This is a genomic window from Chitinophaga sp. YR627 (assembly GCF_900114995.1).
Classification (GTDB): domain Bacteria; phylum Bacteroidota; class Bacteroidia; order Chitinophagales; family Chitinophagaceae; genus Chitinophaga.
Genome location: NZ_FOUX01000003.1, coordinates 739,023 through 759,912, shown reverse-complemented (window position 1 = coordinate 759,912; position 20,890 = coordinate 739,023). Strand labels below are relative to the sequence as shown.

Below are 20,890 nucleotides of genomic sequence, written 5' to 3'. Positions count from 1 at the left end.
TTTTATATACATGTCTTTGTATTAATGTCCTGTAATAGCTGCCGGATCAATCAACACCTTATACAACAATATCACCCCAAACACGATCAGACTCACCCCGGCGATCTTATTCAGCCATACTACATTGCTTAGTGTCAGCTTATGCCTGATCTTATCAGCTACGAATACCTTCAGTACATCGGTAGACAATACCCAGGCCAGACAGGTCAGGTACATCACCACGCGGTGCCCTACAGTCGTAGAACTGTTGGCCACACATACTCCCAGCCAGAAGATGATCACACCCGGATTCAGCGTGTTCATCAGGAAACCGGCCAGCCATATTTTCAGATAATCATGTGTGCGGAACATTTCAGGACGCTCGTCTCCCGTACTGATCGTGACCTTTTTAAAGAAAAGGCCATAGACTCCCATGCATACCAGGAGAATACCTCCAACGATGCCGATATATTGTTTGTATTCTTCAAGACCGGTGATGAAAGACGTAGCCAGATTGCCCGTCAGTACAAAAAAGATATCACTGAATGACACTCCCAAAGCGAAGCTGACCCCTGCCTTAAAACCGTTGTTGATACTATACTTTATAATGGCAAAGATGACAGGACCTACCGATATTGATAGAAAGAGGCCCAACACCATGCCCGCTGCCAGTGCTGCTATCATGCGCTACAAAATTCCGTTGCCGTTACTCTTACGGCTATCCTTAGTAATAAAAAAGGGTAACTTTAATTGCTGAAAGTTACCCATCTTTTTATTAATAAAATCGTTAAAATTCTTAAACTGACTTCACGCTCAGGAACTGTTCCCAGTCTTTCAGCTTGTCGCCTTTCAATACACGTGGGAACTTATTCATCGCACCTTCCTTACCTTTCGCTCTCATATAGTCGATGAATACTTCATTCGGCAATACTTCTACGAACAGCTCTTTCAGGGCGGAAGTTCTTTCCACTGCGTAGTCATCGTTCACTTCACTGAGTGTCTGATCGATGATCTCACGTACACGGTTACTGTCTACATTCACATCATCCGTACCGATGTACCAGCGGTGTGCAAACAATCCGTCATACGGGAAACCTGCTACGGTGAATTCTCTGATAGTAATACCCATCTTCTTCTGCACCATATCGATCGCCTTGTTCATGTTATCGATACTCATGTGTTCTCCGCAAAGGCTGAGGAACTGTTTTGTACGACCCACGATCACGATCTCATGTTCTTTTACAGAAGTGAACTTCACCACATCACCGATGAGGTAACGCCATGCACCTGCACAGGTAGACAGCATGACTGCATACTCAACATCTTCCACTACTTCATGGATCATGTAAGCCTTTGGATTAGGCTTCACTTCGCCATCAGCAGTAAAGTTTTCCTCGTTGAAAGGAATAAACTCATAGAAGATACCGGTATTCAGCACCAGCTTGATGCCACGTACACCTGGTCTTGCCTGGAAACCGAAAGAACCTTCGGAAGCCATGTAAGTTTCGATGAAGTTGATCGGTTTACCCAGTAATTTCTGGAAACTGTCACGGTAAGGCTCAAAAGATACCCCACCATGGATATATACAGCCAGGTTCGGCCATATCTCATGAATGTTCTTTACACCGTGATACTTGATGATCTCGGCTAATACGATCTGTACCCATGCAGGCACACCACATACTGTTCCTACGTCCCATTGTTTCGCCTTACGAACGATCAGCTTGATACGCTGCTCCCAGTTCGGCTTCCTGGAGATGTTACCTCCCGGCTTATAGAAACGTCTGAACCAGCGCGGAATGTTCTTCGCCTGGATACCGCTCATGTCTCCTTCGTAGTAGTCACCTTTTTCGTAGAGGGCGGTAGTACCACCCAGCATCAGGATACCTTTCGTAAAGGACTTGGGAGGAATATTGAAGTTAGCCATGGAATACAGCTGCTTTACGCCCACTTTCTTGACGTTTTTCAGCATATCCCTGGTAACCGGAATATGTTTACTGGCCGACTCCGACGTACCGGAGCTCAGCGCAAAGTATTTGATCTTTTCAGGCCAGCTCACGTTTGCCTGTCCCTCCAGACACTTATGCCACCACTCAGCATGCATCTTGTTATAGTTATGCACCGGTATGGTAGAACGGTACTGAGCCGTGATATTGGGACTGTTCAGGATTTCCTGGAATTTGTAATGCTGTCCAAACTGCGTGTCCTTCGCCTTCCCCAGCAATCTCCTTAATACCTGTAGTTGGTATTGGCGGGGTGTCCCTAACTTAAATGTGAATTTCTTCCTGATGCGCAGTGACCTGGATATAAGATTACCTAAAATGGCCATTTAATTTTCCTTCTCATTTATTAGCTGCAAAAATACGCCGATTTTAGATTGCGACGGCCGGAATTTGAATCAGTAGTATTTCACCACTGGCAATCTTACACAAACATATTAACAAAAACGATATGGTTAGAAAAAAAATTCCCGCGTACCTTTGCCCCATGTTAAAAGCTACCCTACTCAAAGCAACAAAAGCCGGCGGAGATGTTCTACAGCAATACTTTAACGGCTCTTTTGAGGTAACCAGCAAAAGTTCAGTGAATGACCTCGTTACCGAAGCCGATAAGAATGCAGAAACGGCGATTTTCAGTGTGATCAGGGAAAACTTTCCCCAGCACTTTATTTTGAGCGAAGAATCCGGAGAACTGGTCACTGACTCCAATGTCAAGTGGATCATCGACCCGCTGGATGGTACGGTTAACTTTGCGCATGGCATTCCCATCTGCTGCGTGTCTATCGGCGTAGAGCAGGACGGTGAAATGATCCTGGGTGCTGTCTACAATCCATTCCTGAACGAGTTCTTCTTTGCTGAAAAAGGACAGGGTGCTTACCTGAATGACAAACGCATCCGCGTATCATCAAAAGCAGAAATGAACAAAGCCTGCATGGTAACCGGCTTCCCGTATACCTGGGGTGAATATACTCATAGCCCGATCGAAGTGTTTGAGTACTTCGTAAAGCAAGGTCAGCCAGTACGCCGTCTCGGTTCTGCTGCCATTGATCTTTGCTGGGTAGCTACCGGTCGCTTTGACGGTTATTACGAACACAGCCTTAACCCATGGGATGCCGCTGCCGGTTTCCTGATGGTAGAAGAAGCTGGTGGTAAAGTAACTGACTTCAAAGGCAACCGCTACTCTCCATACCAGCGTACGCTGATAGCCACCAATGGCCTGATCCACGAGCCGCTGGTAGATATCGTTAACGGTAAATACTAATCTTCATACACCATGAGTGACGAAAGAACAGAGATTAATTCCTTAGGGGAGTTCGGACTGATTGAACTCCTTACAAAAAATATCGAAATCCAACAGGCAAGCACCATCCTCGGAGTAGGCGACGATGCAGCTGTCATTGATCATTTCGGCCGTCAGACAGTTATTTCCACTGACATGCTCGTTGAAGGTATTCACTTTGACCTGATGTATACCCCGCTCAAACACCTGGGTTATAAATCTGTCATAGTAAACCTCTCCGACATTTATGCCATGAACGCAACACCTACACAGATCACCGTAAGCATTGCATTCAGCAACCGCTTCTCCGTAGATGCCCTGAACGAATTCTATGAAGGCGTTTATGCAGCCTGTGAGAAATACGGCGTAGACCTGATAGGTGGAGATACTTCCTCTTCTCAGAAAGGCTTTATCATCAGCATCACTGCTATCGGTGAAGTAGCTCCTGACAAATTCGTAAAACGCTCCACTGCACAAAAAGGCGATCTGCTTTGCGTATCCGGCGATCTGGGTGCCGCCTTCCTGGGTCTGACAATACTCGAAAGAGAGAAGAAGATCTACCTGGAAAGTCCGCAGTTACAACCTGACCTGGAAAACCAGAGCTATGTGATCGGCCGCCTCCTCAAACCGGAAGCACGCCGCGATATCATCACTTTCCTGGAAGAACAGGATATCCACCCTACCTCCATGATGGATGTGAGTGATGGACTCAGCTCTGAAATACTGCATATCTGCAAACAAAGCAACCTCGGTGTGAAACTCTATGAGGATAAAATTCCTATTGCCAACGAAACAAAAGAACTGGCGCTGAAATTCAGCCTGGACCCTACTGCGGCAGCATTGAGCGGAGGCGAAGATTACGAACTGCTGTTCACCATCAAACAGGAAGACCACGATAAGATCGTCCTGTCAGAACAGATCAGCGTGATCGGTTATATGGACGATATCAGCGAAGGTGCACACATCCTGACAAAAGGTGGCAACAAATTCAAACTTGTTTCCCAGGGATGGAATGCTTTCCAGCAGTAAATAATTTATCGGTTAAAAACCATCAACAAAAAAGATCGCACGTCATTGACATGCGATCTTTTTTTTATCTAATTTCACGTCGTTCAGATTTCCTTCAGATTCCTTTAAGCCCGCTTTAAGGCCGTTTTAAGCTCCCTTTAATATTTCCCCTCTTTCTGCAACTACAAGACAATAATTTTCCGTTTTGGATCATTCTATTTCCGTCCCGCGTAAACGGACCCTGCCCTTTCACCATGAGATTTGCATTCGTAAAACAAAATCATGGGACTACAACATGGCAGGCTGTTAGCGACAGCTATAGGGAGCTTATTGCTTTCATTTCACGTCGCTCACGCACAACAACTCACACCAGCTCAACAACTCGTTATTTCCACCGGTGAAGACTCCCTGCATGCAGGCGCCGCAAAAAACAAAACTGTACTATCCGGCTATGGTTCCGCCTTCTATCAACGGGACATGAATGAAAAGATGTCCACGGCTACACTCGAAAGAGTCGTACTCTTTGTAGGACATCAGTTCACACCAAAAATTGCCTTCTTCAGCGAAATGGAACTGGAGAATGCGAAAGTAGTACCAGGCGGTGGCCCCGCTAATGGCTTCCAGGGAGAGCTTTCTATGGAACAGGCATATGTCAAATTCAGCCTCAATCCCAGACAGTATCTCGTTGCAGGTCTGTTCGTACCACGCATCGGTATCCTCAATGAAAATCACCTGCCGGTCAACTTCAATGGCGTAGAAAGACCACTTGTCGAACAACTCATCATTCCCGCTACCTGGCGCGAACTGGGAGTTGGTTTCTATGGTCGTCTGAGAAGGCTACCTCTAAACTATTCCATTGCACTCCTGAACGGATTGAATGATGCAGCCTTTGTACACGGTACGGGTCTGATAGATGGTAAGGCAGAAGGGATGGGCGCTTCCGCGAATAATGTGGCGGTCACCGCCTCCTTACAGTATTACTGGCGGGACTTCCGTTTCCAGGTATCTGCCTACGCAGGCGGTACCAACGGACTGAATGCACGTAAATCAGATAGTTTGCAGTTAAGTCACGGTGCTTTCAGTATACCGCTTTACCTGGGAGAAGCCAATATCATGTACAGCAGAAATGGGATCTCCGCAAAAGCAATTGGCAGCATCATCTCCATGCCGGATGCCAGCGACGTAAACAGGGCATATGCCAACAACATCAGTAAGCTGATGTATGGCGCTTACGCAGAACTGGCATATAACATCTTCGAAACGGTCCCTAAATTAACAGGCGAGCAGTTCAACGTTTTCGCGCGATATGAAATGTTAGACCTGAATAGTAAAATTCCTTCCAATGGTATCTATGACGGTAAATTAAAACAACAACATATCATCGCAGGTTTCAGCTATCTGCCCATTCCAAATGTAACCGTGAAAGCAGATGTAAGGGTGATGCACACCGGCGATGAAAATCCTGATCTCGTGATCAATCCCAGTCCGGCACGTGTACCCTATCGCACCAATAACAGCCTGCTCAATGTAGGTATCGGCTATTCATTCTGATTTATTGCTCCTCCATATAAACATACCATCATGGAAACTAACAGTAGAAGAAACTTCCTGAAGGATACCTGTAAGATCTGTCTGCTCGGCACAGTATCTCTCACTATGGCTGACTTCCTGGAATCATGCGGTACCACAGCAAAAGGATTCAAAACAACTGTTGCTGATAACAGGATCGAAGTGCCGTTGTCATTGTTTGATACGGCGCCTGCACAGATCATCAGCCCCAGGAACTACGAGTATGAGATCGCTGTACAGAAGAATGCAGACAATACTTACAAGGCACTCTTACTACGCTGTACACATCACAACAACCAGCTTGTACCAACCGGCAACGGTTACTATTGCAGTCTGCATGGCAGTCAGTATGACAAACAGGGCAACGTAAAGAAAGGTCCTGCTGAAACACCGCTGCCACAGCTATCTACAGAAATAATATCCTCCAACTTAATTATCCATATATAAGCTAAAACAACATGAAAAAACTTGTATTCCTCCTCGCTGCCGGTTGCATCGCTGTAGCTACATCCTGTAGCAAAAATGATGACGACAACAATAACTCCCAGCAATCCTTTCAAAGCCTTGAAGACTCCGTATTGCTGGATTTTGTAAACAAAACCGCCATACCTGGATATGAAGACCTGCTCTCAAAAGCAGCCAATTTCAACAACATTGTCACAGCCCTGAATGCAAGTGCAACAGAAGCCAATCTTACAGCTGCTAAAACCGCCTGGAAAGATATGCGCAGTACCTGGGAACAATGTGAAGGTTACCTCATCGGCCCTGTGGAAGACGATAACTACGATCCAAACATAGATACCTGGCCGGTTGACTACGTACAGATGGACTCCCTGCTGAAAAGCGCCAATAACCTGGAGATCGCTGACATTGAATCACTGAGCACACTGTCACTGAGAGGTTACCATCCGATCGAATATATACTATGGGGCACCAATGGCGCAAGAACTGCTGCCTCCATTACAACCCGTGAAAAGAAGTATATCACCAGTCTGACCACCGACCTGAAAAACACCTGTACCAAACTGCGCGACAGCTGGATCACATCAGGTGGTAACTATGGTGCAAAAGTACTCGCTGCCGGTAAAGGCAATCAGCCGTATACTACCAAACAAAGCGCATTCACAGCAATGGTTACCGGTCTTGCGGATATCTGTGGTGAAGTAGCTGAAGGTAAAATGAAAGAGCCTTTCGATGCACAGGATCCTAACATCGTGGAATCTCCATTCAGCGGCAATTCCACCATCGACTTCAAAAACAATATCAAAGGTGCATATGATGTATACATGGGTACTTTCCTGGGTAAAAGCGGTAAGTCCCTGCATCACCTGGTAGCAGCAAAGAACCTGTCACTCGACACTAAATTGCAGCAACAGTTCCAGGCATCTATCAGTTCTTTTGATGCGGTTACACTGCCATATGAAAAAGCGATCATCTCACAGCGTGTACAATGCCAGCAGGTCATGACCACCATCGGCACACTGAAAACAACGCTGGAAGAAGACCTCGCTTCCTTCATTCTCGCTAATATCAAGGACTAGCTTACATCAATAACTAAGCACAAATGCTGATAAGGAAGACTTATATTATTGCAGCACTGCTTGCGTGCCCGTCATTACTGATGATGTGCACCAAGCCGTCTGCTTTTAGTGACGATGCATATGATCCCCGCCTTAGCGGAGGCGCCGCTACCGTATTTGACGAAACCAGTAAAGCTTTCGGTAATATGGTAGATGGATTGAGCGAATATGATCAGCACATTCATGGACTGGGTGATAAAAGTGTTGACCAGACCTTTGTAACCGCGCCCGCTATTATCAACAGCGGCCTCGGTCCTATCTTCAACAACGTTAGTTGCACCAGCTGTCATCACAACGATGGTAAAGGAAGTCCGACTACAGGTACAGTGACCTCTTCCATGCTGATGCGCCTGAGTATTCCGGGTACTGACGAACATGGCGGTCCGGTGGCAGTACCTGGCTACGGCTTACAGTTACAGGATCTGGCTACCTTTGGTAAAGTAGCAGAAGCCTCCGTAAACATTACCTACACAGAACAGGTATTCACTTATCCTGATGGAAATGTAGTATCGCTGCGCAAACCAACTTACCGGATTATCAATCCATATCTGCCGCTGCCATCTAACCTGATGACATCCGTACGCATGGCGCCGCCTTTCTTTGGTTTAGGATTACTACAGGGTATTCCTGAATCGACCATTCTTTCTTTTGCAGATGAGAATGACGCCGATGACGATGGTATCAGCGGCAGGGCCAACTATGTATTCGATGCTGTCAATAAAACGATGATGCTGGGTAGATTTGGGATGAAAGCGAATACTGCCACTATACTTACACAGGCAGCGGCGGCCTATCAACAGGATATGGGTGTGACCAGCAGCGTATTCCCACAGGAAAGTGCTTTTGGTCAATCCCAGCTGGACAATCTCAAAGACGATCCTGAATTACCGGATACGCTCCTGAATGCGGTTAACTTCTACCTGCTGACATTGGCGGTACCCGCCAGAAGAAGTACCACCGATCCGCAGGTAATGGCAGGAGAAAAACTGTTTACACAACTGAACTGTGTCGGCTGTCATAAACCGACTATACAAACAGGCGTTGATGTACGTTATCCGATGCTCAGTCATCAGCGCATACACCCTTATACAGACCTCCTGCTGCATGATATGGGCGAGGCACTTGCTGACGGACGACCAGACTATAAGGCTACCGGAAATGAATGGAAAACACCTGCACTCTGGGGTGTAGGACTGTTCGAAAAAACCAACGGTACGCCGTTCTATCTTCACGACGGACGTGCGCGTACACTGGAGGAAGCCGTACTCTGGCATGGCGGTGAAGCGGAAAGAAGTAAGCAACAGTTTACATCACTGACAAAAGAAGAACGGGGATATCTCGTTCGCTTCTTAAAATCACTATAAAACATCCCACAAAGTAAAAGGCGTCCCACCATAAGGTAGGACGCCTTTTACTTTGTATATAAAAACAATTAATTTATCAACACATCCCCTTAAAACCTCGTCATCAATCTCCGCTGCATTCAATTCTTAATTCCTAATTGACTTCCACGATCACCGTCTGACTATTATGCGTCGGCGGCAATATGCCTGAAAACACGCAAAACTTCAGATGGTATGTACCTGGTGCATCTGGCATAATCACCTCCATACGTATCAACCGCCTTTCTATTGCCCTGCTGACAGCGAGATCTGATTTCACACCCGCCTGTGCTTCCAGGAACGCATACCCTACTACAGCCTCATTCGCTTTATCAACCGGTACCGGCTGATTATAACCGTTCTTCAGATGCAGGATAAAAGGCATCCGCTCTCCCCTTTTGACTTTCACCTTTTTCATAGCAGGTTCCAGTGTGATCAGGGAATAGGAATAATACGGATCAGCGCTATAGGCATTCCAGGGACCTTTTACGGTATTAAAGCTCTCTGAAAACGGCAATTTATTATCAGGCGTAAAGGTGATCATAGCCGGCTTGCCCCACAACTGTTTCTCCGTATCCCAGTAGTTGTACTGATTACGGCGGTTATAACGGTTATTGATGACATACGCCAGTTCGCCACTATAGAACATATACTTGGATGGCCACTGATAACTGTTGATGAATACGACCGGTCTGCCGGCAGCATGTTTTTTCATTTCTTCCGCCCAGGGCTTGTTATGATGGATCTCCGGACGGATCGTTACTTCCGGCAGGAAGTCCCATACCATATACACCCTGGTGACCATCACAAGGAAAAGCGTAACGATAGCGAGATAAGGCATGATACGCAGAGACCATTTCAGGGAACGTTTCCTGCGTACGGTCTGATGTGCCAGTATCATCGTCGGTGTAAACAGCATCACTGTCCAGTTGGTTTCCACCCTTCCTTTAAAAGTACTAAGCAGGAAAAATGCCAGTACACCGATCACGCTGAACTTAAGCGCTCTTTCAAAAGCGCTCTGTATCGGACACACAAACGCGTAATACAGCACCAGCCAACCCGCTACAGGACCAAATAACATAAGCTGTCCGAGTATGTACTCTATAGTATAGTCAACACTATAACTGCTGGCATTACGTTCTACCAGATGGTATTGCAATGACGGGAAATTGTGTGCATACTGCCAGTAAAGATGCGGCATGAAAAGGATGGTCGTAACGATGCAGGCTACATAGAATTTAAATACACGCAGCAGGTTCAGATTAGAGATCAGCGTAAAGCCGACAATCAGAATGCCATGGTATTTACTGTAAAACATCAACGCCATACTCAGGGCCAGCAATAACGTATTCTTCCAGCTTTGCTGCTCCAGGAAATTGCGGTATACCAGGAAGAAGAGAGACGTAAAAAAGATCAGCGGAATATCAGGAACGGCCAGTATACCACCCAGCTGCATGGCTCCCATGAGACAAAGCAACAGGTAAAACAGTTTGTTATCCCTGCGGGGTATCAGTTTATCCGTTATGATCAGCGTTAACAGGTTAAGAATAACCATCCCTAAGCGCACGCCAAATTCATTATGGAACAGGCCATATCCCATTTTGATCAGCAACGCCACCATCGGCGGATGATCGAAGTAACCCCAGTCCAGGTGACGGGAGTATACCCAATAGTAGGCCTCGTCATCCATCAGTTCTGTAAATCCGGCCTGGAACAGGGCCAGTAACAGCCATATCAGGAGGAAAAGGTTCTTGTACTGGTTCTTCTTAAAGTATGCTGCGATGGCCATGCGTATTACAGGTTGAAACCGCTAAGATAACCCAATTAACTGTTTGAAGCCCCAGTTCGTATCCAGCACAACCATGGCGGATGTATATCCAGGGGCTATTTTACCCAGTTCATCTGCACGTCCTGCCACAGTAGCCGGGTACAGGGATGCCATACGTAAAGCCTCTTCCGGTAGTATACAGGCGGTTTTAATACAGTTCTGCACACCTTTGTGCATGGTCAGCTTTGAGCCGGCCAGTACACCCTGGGCGTTATTATAACGGTCTGTTTCTTCCACATAGATATAATCCCCTTCATTCGTAGCTACGACAGCATCTGTGATCAGGAAGAGTCTTTCTCCCATGATCTTCTTGCTGACACGTAGCGCGGCAAAATCCACGTGGATACCATCGGGAACAATACTGGCGTGTACGGTGGGATGGTCATAGATAGCCCCCACCAGACCAGGAGCCCGGTGCTGGAAAGGAGACATCGCATTGAAGAGATGCGTGGTGGTGGTAATACCGTTTTCAAATGACTGGTAAGCGGTGTTATAGTCTGCATTACTGTGGCCGGCAGAGACCAGTATCCCGGCGTCCTGTAATCGCTTTATCAGCTCAGCGTCTACACATTCAGGGGCCAGTGTCATCATTTTAATAATGCCTTCCCCCTGTTGCAGTAACTGATCAATATCGGCTGCGGAGGGACGTTTGATATATTGCGGAAGGTGTGCACCTTTCTTTTCAGCATTGATGAACGGGCCTTCCAGGTGTAAACCCAGTACACCCTGGCCACCTTCCTGCCAGTATTGGCGGACAGCTTCTATGGATTTGCTGATCACTTCGGAAGAGTGGGTGGGAATAGTAGGCATGAAATAAGCGGCCCCACCTGACTGACAATACTCGTATGTGGCCTTTAAAGTGGCCGTATCAGGCGTTAAGGGAAACAGCTTCCCATTACCTCCATAGATCTGAAGATCAATAAATGCGGGGGCCAGAATATCGCCTTTCAGGTCGGTCAATTCGGCGTTTTCAGGTACCTGCGCCTGTGGCAGTACATGCTGAATGCGGCCATTTTCTGTGAGTACGGCATAGCCGTCAAGCCATAAGTCTCCTGTGAAGATCCGGGTGTTAATGTAAGCCCTAAGCATTGACTATGTTTTAATTATCTATAGATAACAGCCATAGTCAATACCAGCTGGCATGCTTATGACTGTCGGTTACGCTTCATATAATTCCAGAGGTAATCCGTCAGGGTCGGTAAAAAAGGTAAACCGTCTGCCAGTGTAGGGATCGATACGTACAGGCTCGGGAGTTACATTGTACGTTTTAAGATGTGCTACCGCCTTATCCAGGTCGTCTACAGCGAAGGCCAGGTGTCTTAATCCTGCTGCTTCTGGTCCGCTGACCCTTTGCGGCGGATCGGGAAACGAAAACAATTCAATCACATAATACTCGTTTAATGCCAGGTCCAGCTTGTATGACCGGCGTTCCAGCCGGTATACTTCGCGGATGATCCTGAGACCGAGTACTTCTGTATAAAAACGCTTGCTCTTTTCATAATCAGAGCAAATGATTGCTATATGGTGTAGACCTTTTAACATTAAAAAACCTGGAATTTATCTGCATCCTTCAGGAAAGGAAATTTACTTCTCACCTCATCCAGGCGGGAGCGTTCAAGCGTAGTGGTAAAGACGTCCTCTTCATGTGATTTCCTGTAGATGATCTCACCCAGTGGGTCGATCAGGCTGGAATCACCGCTGTGATAGATGTCATTACCATCGTTACCTACCCTGTTCACACCGATCGCATAACATTGATTTTCAATGGCACGTGCATGAATCAGTGTTTTCCATGGAGTACTTCTGCGCTCTGGCCAGTTAGCCACATTGATCAGCACATCATATGCAGGTTCGCCTGTTTCAGGGGAAATCGCATTCCTGGACCATACCGGGAAACGCAGATCATAACATACTGTCAGACACACTTTCCATCCTTTTACAGAGGCGATCAGGCGTTTATCGCCCGCCTGGTAATGCTCATGCTCACCTCCGAAACCAAACAGGTGACGTTTATCATAAGTGCCGAAAACACCGTTAGGCTGCATCCAGATCAGGCGGTTCCAGTACTGGCCATCCTCTTCAATGATCAGACTTCCGGTCAGAATAATGTTCTTTTCGGCAGCCTTTTGCTTCATCCACTGTACCGCAGAACCGTCCATTTTTTGTGCCAGTCTTTCAGGCGCCATACTAAAGCCTGTGCTGAACATTTCCGGCAGCACCACTACTTCGGTTCTTTCCTTGATCGAATCGATCTTTTCGTCGAACATGCGAAGATTCTCGTCAATATTTTCCCAGTTCAGGTTAGTCTGTATGAGCGTTACTTTCAGATCTGACATAGCCAATTAAGAATTAACAATTAAGAAGTAAAAATTAGGAATCTTTCACCTGGATTAATTTTCAGAAGAATACACGGCAATTCCTGCACAATTCTTAATTCTTAATGCTTTAATTCCTAATTAAAATTTGCAAATTATGATTTGCAAATTACGATGACTTCGTTTAAAAAGTATGAAAATTATCAGCGAACTAATCCCCTCCTTTTGCGATTTGTTCAATGGCGTCCTGTATAAACGCTGGTTCATAACCTTTTTGCAGGAGATATTGCATCGTTTTATACTTCCTCTTGAGGTACTGCTCCCCTTTCAGGGAAGCGTATTTCTTCTCTGCCAGGGTATACAGGGTCTTATCATAATCCTCTGCGTCGATCTCTTCCATCCCTTTTTTGATGCAATAAGCCGATACCTGCCGCTGCTTCAGCTCCATCTGTATCTTCTTACGGCCCCATTGCTTCAGACGGAATTTACCGCCTGCAAACGCCTTGGCAAAGCGTTCCTCGTTCAGGAAGTTGTCGGAGATCAGGGCGGCAATTGCCTCATCGACCTCCTCGCCTCTTAATCCCAGCTCAAAACATTTGCTTTTCACCTCGCTGTGGCAGCGCTCCTGGTAAGCACAGTAGTGACGCAGTTTCAGTATCGCGGAAGCTATCATTCTGTATAAAGAAAAACTGCAAGAGACGGGTTATCCCCTTCTCTTGCAGTCAGTTATAGTGCAGTTATTTTTTTACGATCATCAGGCGGGCGTAGTTCAGCATGATCTTCTTTTCGCCGCCTGCCTTGGGGAAGTTCACAGTTGCCACCCGGTTGTTCATCGGGCCGTCCATTGTGGTAATGGTACCGAAACCGAACTTCTGGTGTTCCACTTCCATACCGGCTTCCATTGTGGCGGGATCGTCCGGTGTGAAGTTAGGAGACGGCACGTGGGTGCTTGGCATCGCCGTCTGCATCGGTCTTGGCGCCGGACGCGGACCAGCAGGTTGCTGGGGAGATGACGGCGTTTTCTTCTGCATACGGTCAAACATATTACCCCCGCCGCTGTTGCCCCATAGGCCGCCACCATTGTTGATCGGACTACGGTTTACGCCACTGCCGCCTGCATAGCTGCGGTCAATGTATTTTTCCGGCATCTCTTCCAGGAAACGGCTGGATTCATTATTCACCAGCTGTCCGAAGCGATAACGACTGTTTGCGTAGGTCAGGAACAGACGTGATTTCGCACGGGTGATCACCACATAGAACAGACGGCGCTCCTCCTCCAGTTCTTCTCTGGAATTGATGGAAAGACCACTTGGGAAGAGATTTTCCTCCAGCCCTACGGAGAATACTACCGGGAATTCCAGTCCTTTTGCCGCGTGGATGGTCATCAGTTTCACCACATCACTGTCTTCATCATTGCCTTTATCGGCATCCGTCAGCAATGTGATCTGCTGCAGATAGCTACCCAGTGATTTCTCTGCTTCCAGCAGTTCACCGTCTTCTGTAGGAGTTTCGGTGAATTCCTTAATGGAGTTCAGCAACTCCTGGATATTCTCGTAGCGGGCCAGGCCCTCGGTTGTTTTATCGTTGAACAGTTCCTTTACAATATTGGTAGACTTACCCACCTGTAAAGCAATGTCATAAGCATTATGTTTACCCAGCATTGCCTGGAAACTCCGGATCATGATCACAAAACCTTCGATCGCTTCCAGGGTACCCGCCTTGAATCCAAACTCACGCGCTCTTTCCAGTACATTCCAGAAAGTGATATTCTGGTCATTGGCAATTACGGTGCATTTGTCCACCGTTGTTTTACCAATACCGCGTATAGGGTAGTTAATGATACGTTTCAGACTTTCCTCCTCCTGTGGATTGGTCACAATACGCAGGTAGGCGATAAAGTCTTTGATCTCTTTACGCTGATAGAAGGACAGACCACCGAAGATGCGGTATGGAATGGCCTTACGACGCAGGTTTTCTTCAAATGCACGGCTCTGTGCGTTCGTGCGGTAGAGAATAGCGAAGTCCCTGTTGGCGTAGTGATTGCGGAGTTTCTGCTCTGCAATGGTATCTGCCACGAACTTACCTTCCTCATTATCCGTCATGGTACGTACCAGCTTGATCTTTTCACCGTCTGCGTTATCTGTCCAGAGGTTCTTTTCGATCTGTCCCTTGTTATTGGAAATGACTTCGTTGGCAACGTTCAGGATGGACTTGGTGGAACGGTAGTTCTGCTCCAGCTTTACCACTTTCGCATCATCATAGTCTTTTTCAAACTGGAGGATGTTCTGGATGGTTGCACCACGGAAGGAATAGATACTCTGGGCATCGTCACCTACCACACAGATGTTTTCGTGTGCAGCGCCCAGCAGTTTGATGATCTCATACTGAGCCGGGTTGGTATCCTGGTACTCATCGATCATGATATATTTGAACTTGTGCTGGTATTTGTGCAGTACTTCGGGGAAGCTTTTCAGCAACTGGTACATTTTGAAGAGCAGGTCATCAAAGTCCATAGCGCCGTTCTTAAAACAGCGTTTTGCGTACATATCGTACAGCTTGCCGGTCATCGGCCTGTTGGCGCGCATATCCTCCTGCTGTACCGCATAGTCATGCTGATACTCTTCAGGCCCCATAAGGCTGTTTTTAGCCGCGGAAATGCGGTTATATACCAAATTAGGCTTGTAGTGCTTATCGTCCAGATTCTGCTCGTTTATGATGGTTTTAAGCACACTTTTCGCGTCGTCAGAATCGTAGATGGTAAAATCGTTGGGGTAACCGAGCCGGTGTGCTTCTGCTCTGAGCAATCTGGCAAACACGGAGTGGAAGGTACCGATGTAAAGGTTACGTGCTTCTGTACCACCGAGGATCTTTTCCACACGTTCCTTCATTTCACGGGCTGCCTTATTAGTAAATGTCAGCGAAAGGATATTAAACGCGTCTACCCCGTTGCGCATCAGGTGTGCGATACGGGTGGTCAACACTTTCGTTTTACCGGAGCCGGCGCCTGCCACGATCATTAGCGGACCATTAATGTGCGCTACTGCGAGACGTTGCTGCTCGTTCAGTTCATCTAAATAATTTGCCTTCATTCTCTTTATAAAAATCCCTGATCTGCATCAGGAAATGATGTTTTGAATATTTGAAAGGGAAGGCATAAAAGTACGAAAGAATGAAGAAAGGGAGAAAAGGAAATCCCTCTCCCCCTTTTCAAAAGGGGTATTAATATCTTGCTATACGGGACTTCAGCATTTTACGCGCGAAGTGGATCCTGCTTTTCACTGTGCCCAAAGGCTCATTCAGCATGGCGGCTATTTCGTAATATTTATACCCTTCAAAATAAAGCATGAAAGGTTGTTTAAATATCACAGGCAGATTATACACTGCCATATGAACATCTTTTATACGCAGGTTGGTTTCTGCCGCATTGCCGATGCTGGGTTGCTGTTGGTGTAATAAGAATTCTCCTGCGGAATTGTCGAGCAGGCGGAACTGCCTGTTGCCACGACGATAGTTGTTGATGAAGATATTACGCATAATGGTATACAACCATGCTCTGATATTTGTACCTGCAAGGTACTTGTCACGGTTGGCCAGTGCGCGGAAAAGCGTTTCCTGGTAAAGGTCTTTCGCTGATTCTGAATCTTTCGTTAAGGTAACTGCATACGGTCTGAGAAAATCCGCATTTCCCAGTAACAACGTATTGAAATCTGAGGATGACATAATGGTGATCGTTTAAGCATCTGAAATAATTGTTGATTCAGCTGAATAAACCTGCTTTAAGGGAAACAGTCGTTTATGTAAATGTTGATTATCATATGTAAGGGTATTAGTTACTTAAAATGGTTATGGTAGTTAGTCAGTTAGTCTTGTACGTAGAATGAACATTCGAATGATACTGGGGATGCAGATCTTAAAGGCTGCTTTCTCAAACTGAAGTACACATACACATTCTCTTTCCGGATATTACGACGACAATATACTTCTCACAATCGTTGCCGGACATAACCCGCTCCCGACTTTCCTAAAAAGCCCTGACGATTCCACCTTATTGTATGAGGTGCTTCCATGATTGTACTTTTTGTTAAGCGTACTGGGGTACTGTTCGTAACTTTTTCTTATGGTCCTTTAACTGTTTGTTTTCTTAACTTTCTCGACGATTGTTTTCTATCCCGGTTGTTTCAGTATCTGACGGTTAAACGTGCAATTAGTGTTCTCTTAGTTTTCTACTTTCTTTGGGTACATCAAATACTTAAACACACACACATCTGAATAGGCTAAATACAATACGAACTAACATTCAACTGACTGACTCTTAACACAATTTAACGAAAGCAATTGTATTTACCAAAAAAACAAGGTGGTATAACATATAAATAATAAACGCTGATTATCACCGGCTTAAACCGGGAAAATCAGCGTTTAGCATTATGACAAATAAGCGTTATAAAAACCTATAAACAGGCGATCTTTCTGACCCTGTTTTCATGACGGCCACCTTCAAACGGTGTGTCAATGAATATATCTACTATCTGTTTGGCAGCAGCATCGTCTACAAATCGTGCAGGGATGCACAATACATTCGCGTTATTGTGAGAGCGCGCCAGGCGGGACAACTCTTGTCCCCAGCAAATAGCCGCACGTATACCCTGATGTTTGTTAGCCGTAATAGCGACGCCATTACCACTACCACAAACCAGTATACCGAACGCGGCCTGCTCCCGCTCGACCAGCGTGGCAACCGGATGTGCAAAATCAGGATAATCAGCCGAGTCATTTGAATGCGCACCTACGTCCTTTACTTTCAGCCCCTTTCCCTCCAGATAAGAGATGATCTCTTCTTTATATTCAAATCCCGCATGATCAGCGCCAATAGCTACCGGCAGTGTGAGATTAAATAGTGGTTGTGATGCCATAAAACAAAAATTTAAATAGTGAACATTACAGAAAGCACAACGCGGAATATCCTGTTTTATAACAAAGGACATTCCGCGTCGGTTTTAATTTTTTTCAGCGTCAGATCAAGACCATTCTTCTGCTTCTCTCTCTGCCTGCTCCATTCCTTTCAACGCTCTGCCCGAAATGTATATGCTAATTTCGTATAAAAGATACAATGGTGTAAATACGATCAGCTGGTCTATCACATCCGGAGGAGTGATCACCGCTGCCAGTACCAGTATCACAACGATCGCGTGCCTGCGGTAAGTACGAAGGAACGTCGGTGTGATGAATCCGATCTTCGTCAGGAAGAATACCAGCACAGGCAATTCAAACAGAATACCCATACCCAGTACGATCTGTGACATCAATCCGAAATAGTCGTCTATGAAGAACTGGTTAACAGCCCTGTCCGTAACAGTATAACCTGCCAGGAAGTTGATCGTGAACGGCGCCATCAGGAAATAACTGAAGGCGATACCCATGAAAAACTGGAAAGATACCCAGAAGATCACCCCACGTGCACCTTTCAGCTCACGCTCTTTCAGTGCAGGTTTGATAAAGCTCCAGAACTCCCAGAAGATATAAGGGAAGGCCACAACCAGGCCAAATATAAATGCCAGTTTGAACTGCAACATCACCTGTCCAACCAGAATATGGTTCTGAAACACAATAGGCACAGGAGTGATACAAAGTTTATCCCCCAGGCCAACCAGGTGTCCCAGCTTACATAAAGCAACATAAGAAGGGAAGGTAGGATTGGTGGGTCCGAAGATGACATCATCCAATATCTCCTTTGTATAGACAAAGCCGAAGATGCTCACCACTATCAGCGCAATGATCGAACGCACTATATGCCAGCGCAGGTCTTCCAGGTGGTCAAAGAAAGACATCTCTGCCTTTTCCTCGTTATTCGAAAAAATTTTCTTGAACATATCAGTTAGTCGGACTGTGATTGTTTTTTATGCTAAGGAGCACAAATATAGCTGTTGCTTCCAACAAAACAGAGCAACTTACCCTATTAGTAGAAAGTTTTAAGCGAATTTAAAGGTATAAACGCAAGCTGCCGGAGACCAGTAACTATCGTTACCTGCCTGCCGTACGCCCGTCTTAATAATTGTTGATGAAAAAACGCCGCAAAACCGGCAGGTGATAAAGAGAAAGATATATAATGAACTTTGAGGTAGGTACAAAAAAAGAGCCAGCCCGAGAAGAATCAAGAGCCGGCCTTTCATCCATTGTTTGTTAACCCCAAAAAAGTTGAATTCGAGAATGTCTTTGTTTCCAGATTCACTTTGCATCCGATTGATGGCAAGCTTTCAAGATGATCGTGTTTCTGGTTACTTTTAAATTTCTATCACAAAAATAGAAAGAAATATGTTATTATCAATGTTGTAACAATTTTTTTTACATCCTTTTAACAAAAATCAAATCATTGTGTTACATCATCTGTAGCAAATGTATAAAATTCGTGTTAAATCCCTACTACTTTTTTTAAATCGTTTTAGCAGGGGCGATGCTAATTCATCCGCGAAGTGTCTCATTCACTCTGCAAATATATTAAAAAAAATATCACAATATCAATTCTTGATTTCTTTTCTTTTATAAAAAATTAGTAAGCTCTCCTAAATTGTTGAGAAATAAGCAACTAATCTCCCATATTTCATAGATAAAAAATCTTAATTTATCTTGAAATATAATCAGAGCACCTTCATTTTCACCATTTCGATCCTCGTTTCAGTAACATTCAACACATCGAACTCATAATCGTCAATAATGATGCGCTCTTTCAATCGCGGGATCTTCTCGTGGTGATTAATAATATAACCGGATAATGTCTCACTCTCGTCCTCAGGAAAGTCAAAACCATATTTTTCATTCAGATAATCCAGTTCCAGTCGGCCAGAAAAAATATATTCCTTCTCAGCGATCTGTTTTTCCACAAACTCTTCGACGTCATGTTCATCCTTGATCTCTCCGAAGATCTCTTCCAGTACATCCTCAATGGTCACTATACCCGCCGTTCCGCCAAATTCATCCACCACCCAGGCAATACTCCTGTGCTCTTTGTTGAACTTACTCAGCAGATCAATAGCACTCATCGTTTCAGGCACCGCCAGTATTGGATGCAGGATAACAGAAATCTCACCCGGACTTTTAAACATATCCAGCTGATGGATATAACCCAGGATATTGTCGATCGTACTTTCGTAAATGATGATCTTGGAGAGTTTGGTTTCAACAAACTTCTTTTGTGCAGCACCAATAGGACTACCTATTTCCAGCGCTTCTATTTCCTTACGCGGAATCAGACACCCCCGGATCTTCACATGCGCCAGAGATAAAGCGTTTTCAAACAGTTCTGTATTCAGTTCCTGATTCTCTGTCATATGCTGCTGTGACTGACGGATAAAATGCTCCACATCCACTCTTGGGAAGGAAGTGTCCGTCTCCACAATACGCACGTTAAACAGATATTTCAGGATCCATTCTGAAATAGATACCAGCAGACTGCCTATTACAAACAGTGGCTTGGATAGCACGGAAATGGGTAATGCAAAAAAGCTGAGTAAGGCCTCCGGCCGTGAACGGAAAATAGCACGGGGAATAAAGAATCCGAAAGTCAGCAGTATCAGTGTGCTCAATACAACATCAATGAACAACAGTACCGGCTGTAAATTCGTGTTCTGCTGGGGAGGCAATACAAGGTTCCATATCGGCTGGAAGAACCCGGCAAACAGGATGCCGTATATCACCACAACAATAGTCAATCCTAACAGGCTGGTAGCCAGAAAGCGGGAAGGGTTGTCATTAAAGCTGGCCAGTATTTTACCGGTAGCGCGCCCCTGTTTCTTCTTCAGCTCAATGCTCAACTTGTTGACATTGGCGAATGCCGTCTCAAGTCCGGCAAAGAAACCTGCCAGCAATACCAGTGTAGCCAGGATCAGGAGTGTATAAGTATCCATAGAGTTCAAAAGTAAGGAATTATAGATTCCACATAATAGGTACGGTCAT

18 protein-coding genes are annotated in these 20,890 nt (G+C 45.6%); 6 read left to right on the top strand and 12 right to left on the bottom strand.

The window, feature by feature from the left end; translation table 11 throughout:
- Positions 1-21 precede the first annotated feature (21 nt).
- Both BMZ72_RS18575 and BMZ72_RS18570 read right to left on the bottom strand, forming a co-directional pair.
- Complete coding sequence (locus tag BMZ72_RS18575) at positions 22-663, bottom strand: LysE family translocator (RefSeq protein ID WP_089810976.1); 642 nt, start codon at positions 661-663, stop codon at positions 22-24.
- Between the two features lie 112 nt (positions 664-775).
- A complete protein-coding gene (locus BMZ72_RS18570; protein ID WP_089810974.1) occupies positions 776-2,308 on the bottom strand; it encodes a GH3 family acyl-acid amido synthetase in 1,533 nt (510 codons plus the stop codon).
- A 158-nt stretch (positions 2,309-2,466) separates the two neighbouring features.
- Between BMZ72_RS18570 and BMZ72_RS18565 the strand changes: the two genes are divergently transcribed.
- The 6 genes from BMZ72_RS18565 (at position 2,467) to BMZ72_RS18540 (ending at position 8,779) form a co-directional block, all read left to right on the top strand.
- Entirely contained in the window at positions 2,467-3,240 is a 774-nt protein-coding gene (locus BMZ72_RS18565) for an inositol monophosphatase family protein (RefSeq protein ID WP_177222835.1), read from the top strand.
- Positions 3,241-3,252: 12 nt separating this feature from the next.
- Positions 3,253-4,287, top strand: coding sequence for a thiamine-phosphate kinase (gene thiL / locus BMZ72_RS18560; RefSeq protein ID WP_089810970.1), 1,035 nt, complete (start codon positions 3,253-3,255; stop codon positions 4,285-4,287).
- Between the two features lie 261 nt (positions 4,288-4,548).
- A complete protein-coding gene (locus tag BMZ72_RS18555) occupies positions 4,549-5,817 on the top strand; it encodes a hypothetical protein (protein ID WP_089810968.1) in 1,269 nt (422 codons plus the stop codon).
- Between the two features lie 30 nt (positions 5,818-5,847).
- Complete coding sequence (locus BMZ72_RS18550) at positions 5,848-6,282, top strand: QcrA and Rieske domain-containing protein (protein WP_143087725.1); 435 nt, start codon at positions 5,848-5,850, stop codon at positions 6,280-6,282.
- A gap of 11 nt (positions 6,283-6,293) precedes the next feature.
- Positions 6,294-7,376 (top strand): imelysin family protein, encoded by a 1,083-nt coding sequence (locus BMZ72_RS18545; protein ID WP_089810966.1) that lies wholly within the window; start codon positions 6,294-6,296, stop codon positions 7,374-7,376.
- Between the two features lie 23 nt (positions 7,377-7,399).
- A complete protein-coding gene (locus BMZ72_RS18540) occupies positions 7,400-8,779 on the top strand; it encodes a di-heme oxidoreductase family protein (RefSeq protein WP_089810964.1) in 1,380 nt (459 codons plus the stop codon).
- A gap of 133 nt (positions 8,780-8,912) precedes the next feature.
- On the opposite strand, the gene BMZ72_RS18535 is transcribed toward BMZ72_RS18540, so the two are convergent.
- From BMZ72_RS18535 to BMZ72_RS18485, 10 genes are all read right to left on the bottom strand, one after another.
- Entirely contained in the window at positions 8,913-10,586 is a 1,674-nt protein-coding gene (locus BMZ72_RS18535; RefSeq protein ID WP_089810962.1) for an ArnT family glycosyltransferase, read from the bottom strand.
- A 21-nt stretch (positions 10,587-10,607) separates the two neighbouring features.
- Positions 10,608-11,714, bottom strand: a complete 1,107-nt coding sequence (gene nagA / locus BMZ72_RS18530; RefSeq protein ID WP_089810960.1) for an N-acetylglucosamine-6-phosphate deacetylase — start codon at positions 11,712-11,714, stop codon at positions 10,608-10,610.
- A gap of 69 nt (positions 11,715-11,783) precedes the next feature.
- Positions 11,784-12,167 carry an SMU1112c/YaeR family gloxylase I-like metalloprotein gene (locus tag BMZ72_RS18525; RefSeq protein ID WP_089810958.1) on the bottom strand — a complete coding sequence of 128 codons (384 nt, stop codon included), beginning with the start codon at positions 12,165-12,167 and terminating at the stop codon, positions 11,784-11,786.
- Positions 12,167-12,961, bottom strand: coding sequence for an amidohydrolase (locus tag BMZ72_RS18520; protein WP_089810956.1), 795 nt, complete (start codon positions 12,959-12,961; stop codon positions 12,167-12,169). The genes BMZ72_RS18525 and BMZ72_RS18520 overlap by 1 nt, the downstream gene beginning before the upstream one ends.
- Positions 12,962-13,151: 190 nt before the next feature.
- On the bottom strand, positions 13,152-13,613 hold the full coding sequence (locus BMZ72_RS18515; protein ID WP_089810954.1) for a regulatory protein RecX: 462 nt from the start codon (positions 13,611-13,613) through the stop codon (positions 13,152-13,154).
- A gap of 64 nt (positions 13,614-13,677) precedes the next feature.
- The gene (locus BMZ72_RS18510) at positions 13,678-16,029 is read right to left on the bottom strand and encodes an ATP-dependent helicase (RefSeq protein WP_089810953.1); all 2,352 of its coding nucleotides are present in this window, start codon (positions 16,027-16,029) and stop codon (positions 13,678-13,680) included.
- Between the two features lie 130 nt (positions 16,030-16,159).
- The gene (locus tag BMZ72_RS18505; RefSeq protein ID WP_012788694.1) at positions 16,160-16,660 is read right to left on the bottom strand and encodes an RNA polymerase sigma factor; all 501 of its coding nucleotides are present in this window, start codon (positions 16,658-16,660) and stop codon (positions 16,160-16,162) included.
- Positions 16,661-17,391: 731 nt separating this feature from the next.
- On the bottom strand, positions 17,392-17,853 hold the full coding sequence (gene rpiB, locus BMZ72_RS18500) for a ribose 5-phosphate isomerase B (RefSeq protein ID WP_089810951.1): 462 nt from the start codon (positions 17,851-17,853) through the stop codon (positions 17,392-17,394).
- A gap of 105 nt (positions 17,854-17,958) precedes the next feature.
- Entirely contained in the window at positions 17,959-18,810 is an 852-nt protein-coding gene (gene tatC, locus BMZ72_RS18495) for a twin-arginine translocase subunit TatC (RefSeq protein WP_089810949.1), read from the bottom strand.
- Between the two features lie 765 nt (positions 18,811-19,575).
- The gene (locus BMZ72_RS18485) at positions 19,576-20,841 is read right to left on the bottom strand and encodes a hemolysin family protein (RefSeq protein WP_089810946.1); all 1,266 of its coding nucleotides are present in this window, start codon (positions 20,839-20,841) and stop codon (positions 19,576-19,578) included.
- Positions 20,842-20,890: the final 49 nt, after the last annotated feature.

Coding starts and splice junctions, on each gene's coding strand:
- BMZ72_RS18485 (WP_089810946.1), bottom strand. CDS start 20,841: ATGGATACTTATACACTCCTGATCCTGGCTACACTGGTATTGCTGGCA.
- BMZ72_RS18540 (WP_089810964.1), top strand. CDS start 7,400: ATGCTGATAAGGAAGACTTATATTATTGCAGCACTGCTTGCGTGCCCG.
- BMZ72_RS18505 (WP_012788694.1), bottom strand. CDS start 16,660: ATGTCATCCTCAGATTTCAATACGTTGTTACTGGGAAATGCGGATTTT.
- BMZ72_RS18510 (WP_089810953.1), bottom strand. CDS start 16,029: ATGAAGGCAAATTATTTAGATGAACTGAACGAGCAGCAACGTCTCGCA.
- thiL (WP_089810970.1), top strand. CDS start 3,253: ATGAGTGACGAAAGAACAGAGATTAATTCCTTAGGGGAGTTCGGACTG.
- rpiB (WP_089810951.1), bottom strand. CDS start 17,853: ATGGCATCACAACCACTATTTAATCTCACACTGCCGGTAGCTATTGGC.
- BMZ72_RS18565 (WP_177222835.1), top strand. CDS start 2,467: ATGTTAAAAGCTACCCTACTCAAAGCAACAAAAGCCGGCGGAGATGTT.
- BMZ72_RS18515 (WP_089810954.1), bottom strand. CDS start 13,613: ATGATAGCTTCCGCGATACTGAAACTGCGTCACTACTGTGCTTACCAG.
- BMZ72_RS18550 (WP_143087725.1), top strand. CDS start 5,848: ATGGAAACTAACAGTAGAAGAAACTTCCTGAAGGATACCTGTAAGATC.
- BMZ72_RS18555 (WP_089810968.1), top strand. CDS start 4,549: ATGGGACTACAACATGGCAGGCTGTTAGCGACAGCTATAGGGAGCTTA.
- BMZ72_RS18545 (WP_089810966.1), top strand. CDS start 6,294: ATGAAAAAACTTGTATTCCTCCTCGCTGCCGGTTGCATCGCTGTAGCT.
- BMZ72_RS18570 (WP_089810974.1), bottom strand. CDS start 2,308: ATGGCCATTTTAGGTAATCTTATATCCAGGTCACTGCGCATCAGGAAG.
- BMZ72_RS18525 (WP_089810958.1), bottom strand. CDS start 12,167: ATGTTAAAAGGTCTACACCATATAGCAATCATTTGCTCTGATTATGAA.
- BMZ72_RS18575 (WP_089810976.1), bottom strand. CDS start 663: ATGATAGCAGCACTGGCAGCGGGCATGGTGTTGGGCCTCTTTCTATCA.
- BMZ72_RS18535 (WP_089810962.1), bottom strand. CDS start 10,586: ATGGCCATCGCAGCATACTTTAAGAAGAACCAGTACAAGAACCTTTTC.
- tatC (WP_089810949.1), bottom strand. CDS start 18,810: ATGTTCAAGAAAATTTTTTCGAATAACGAGGAAAAGGCAGAGATGTCT.
- nagA (WP_089810960.1), bottom strand. CDS start 11,714: ATGCTTAGGGCTTACATTAACACCCGGATCTTCACAGGAGACTTATGG.
- BMZ72_RS18520 (WP_089810956.1), bottom strand. CDS start 12,961: ATGTCAGATCTGAAAGTAACGCTCATACAGACTAACCTGAACTGGGAA.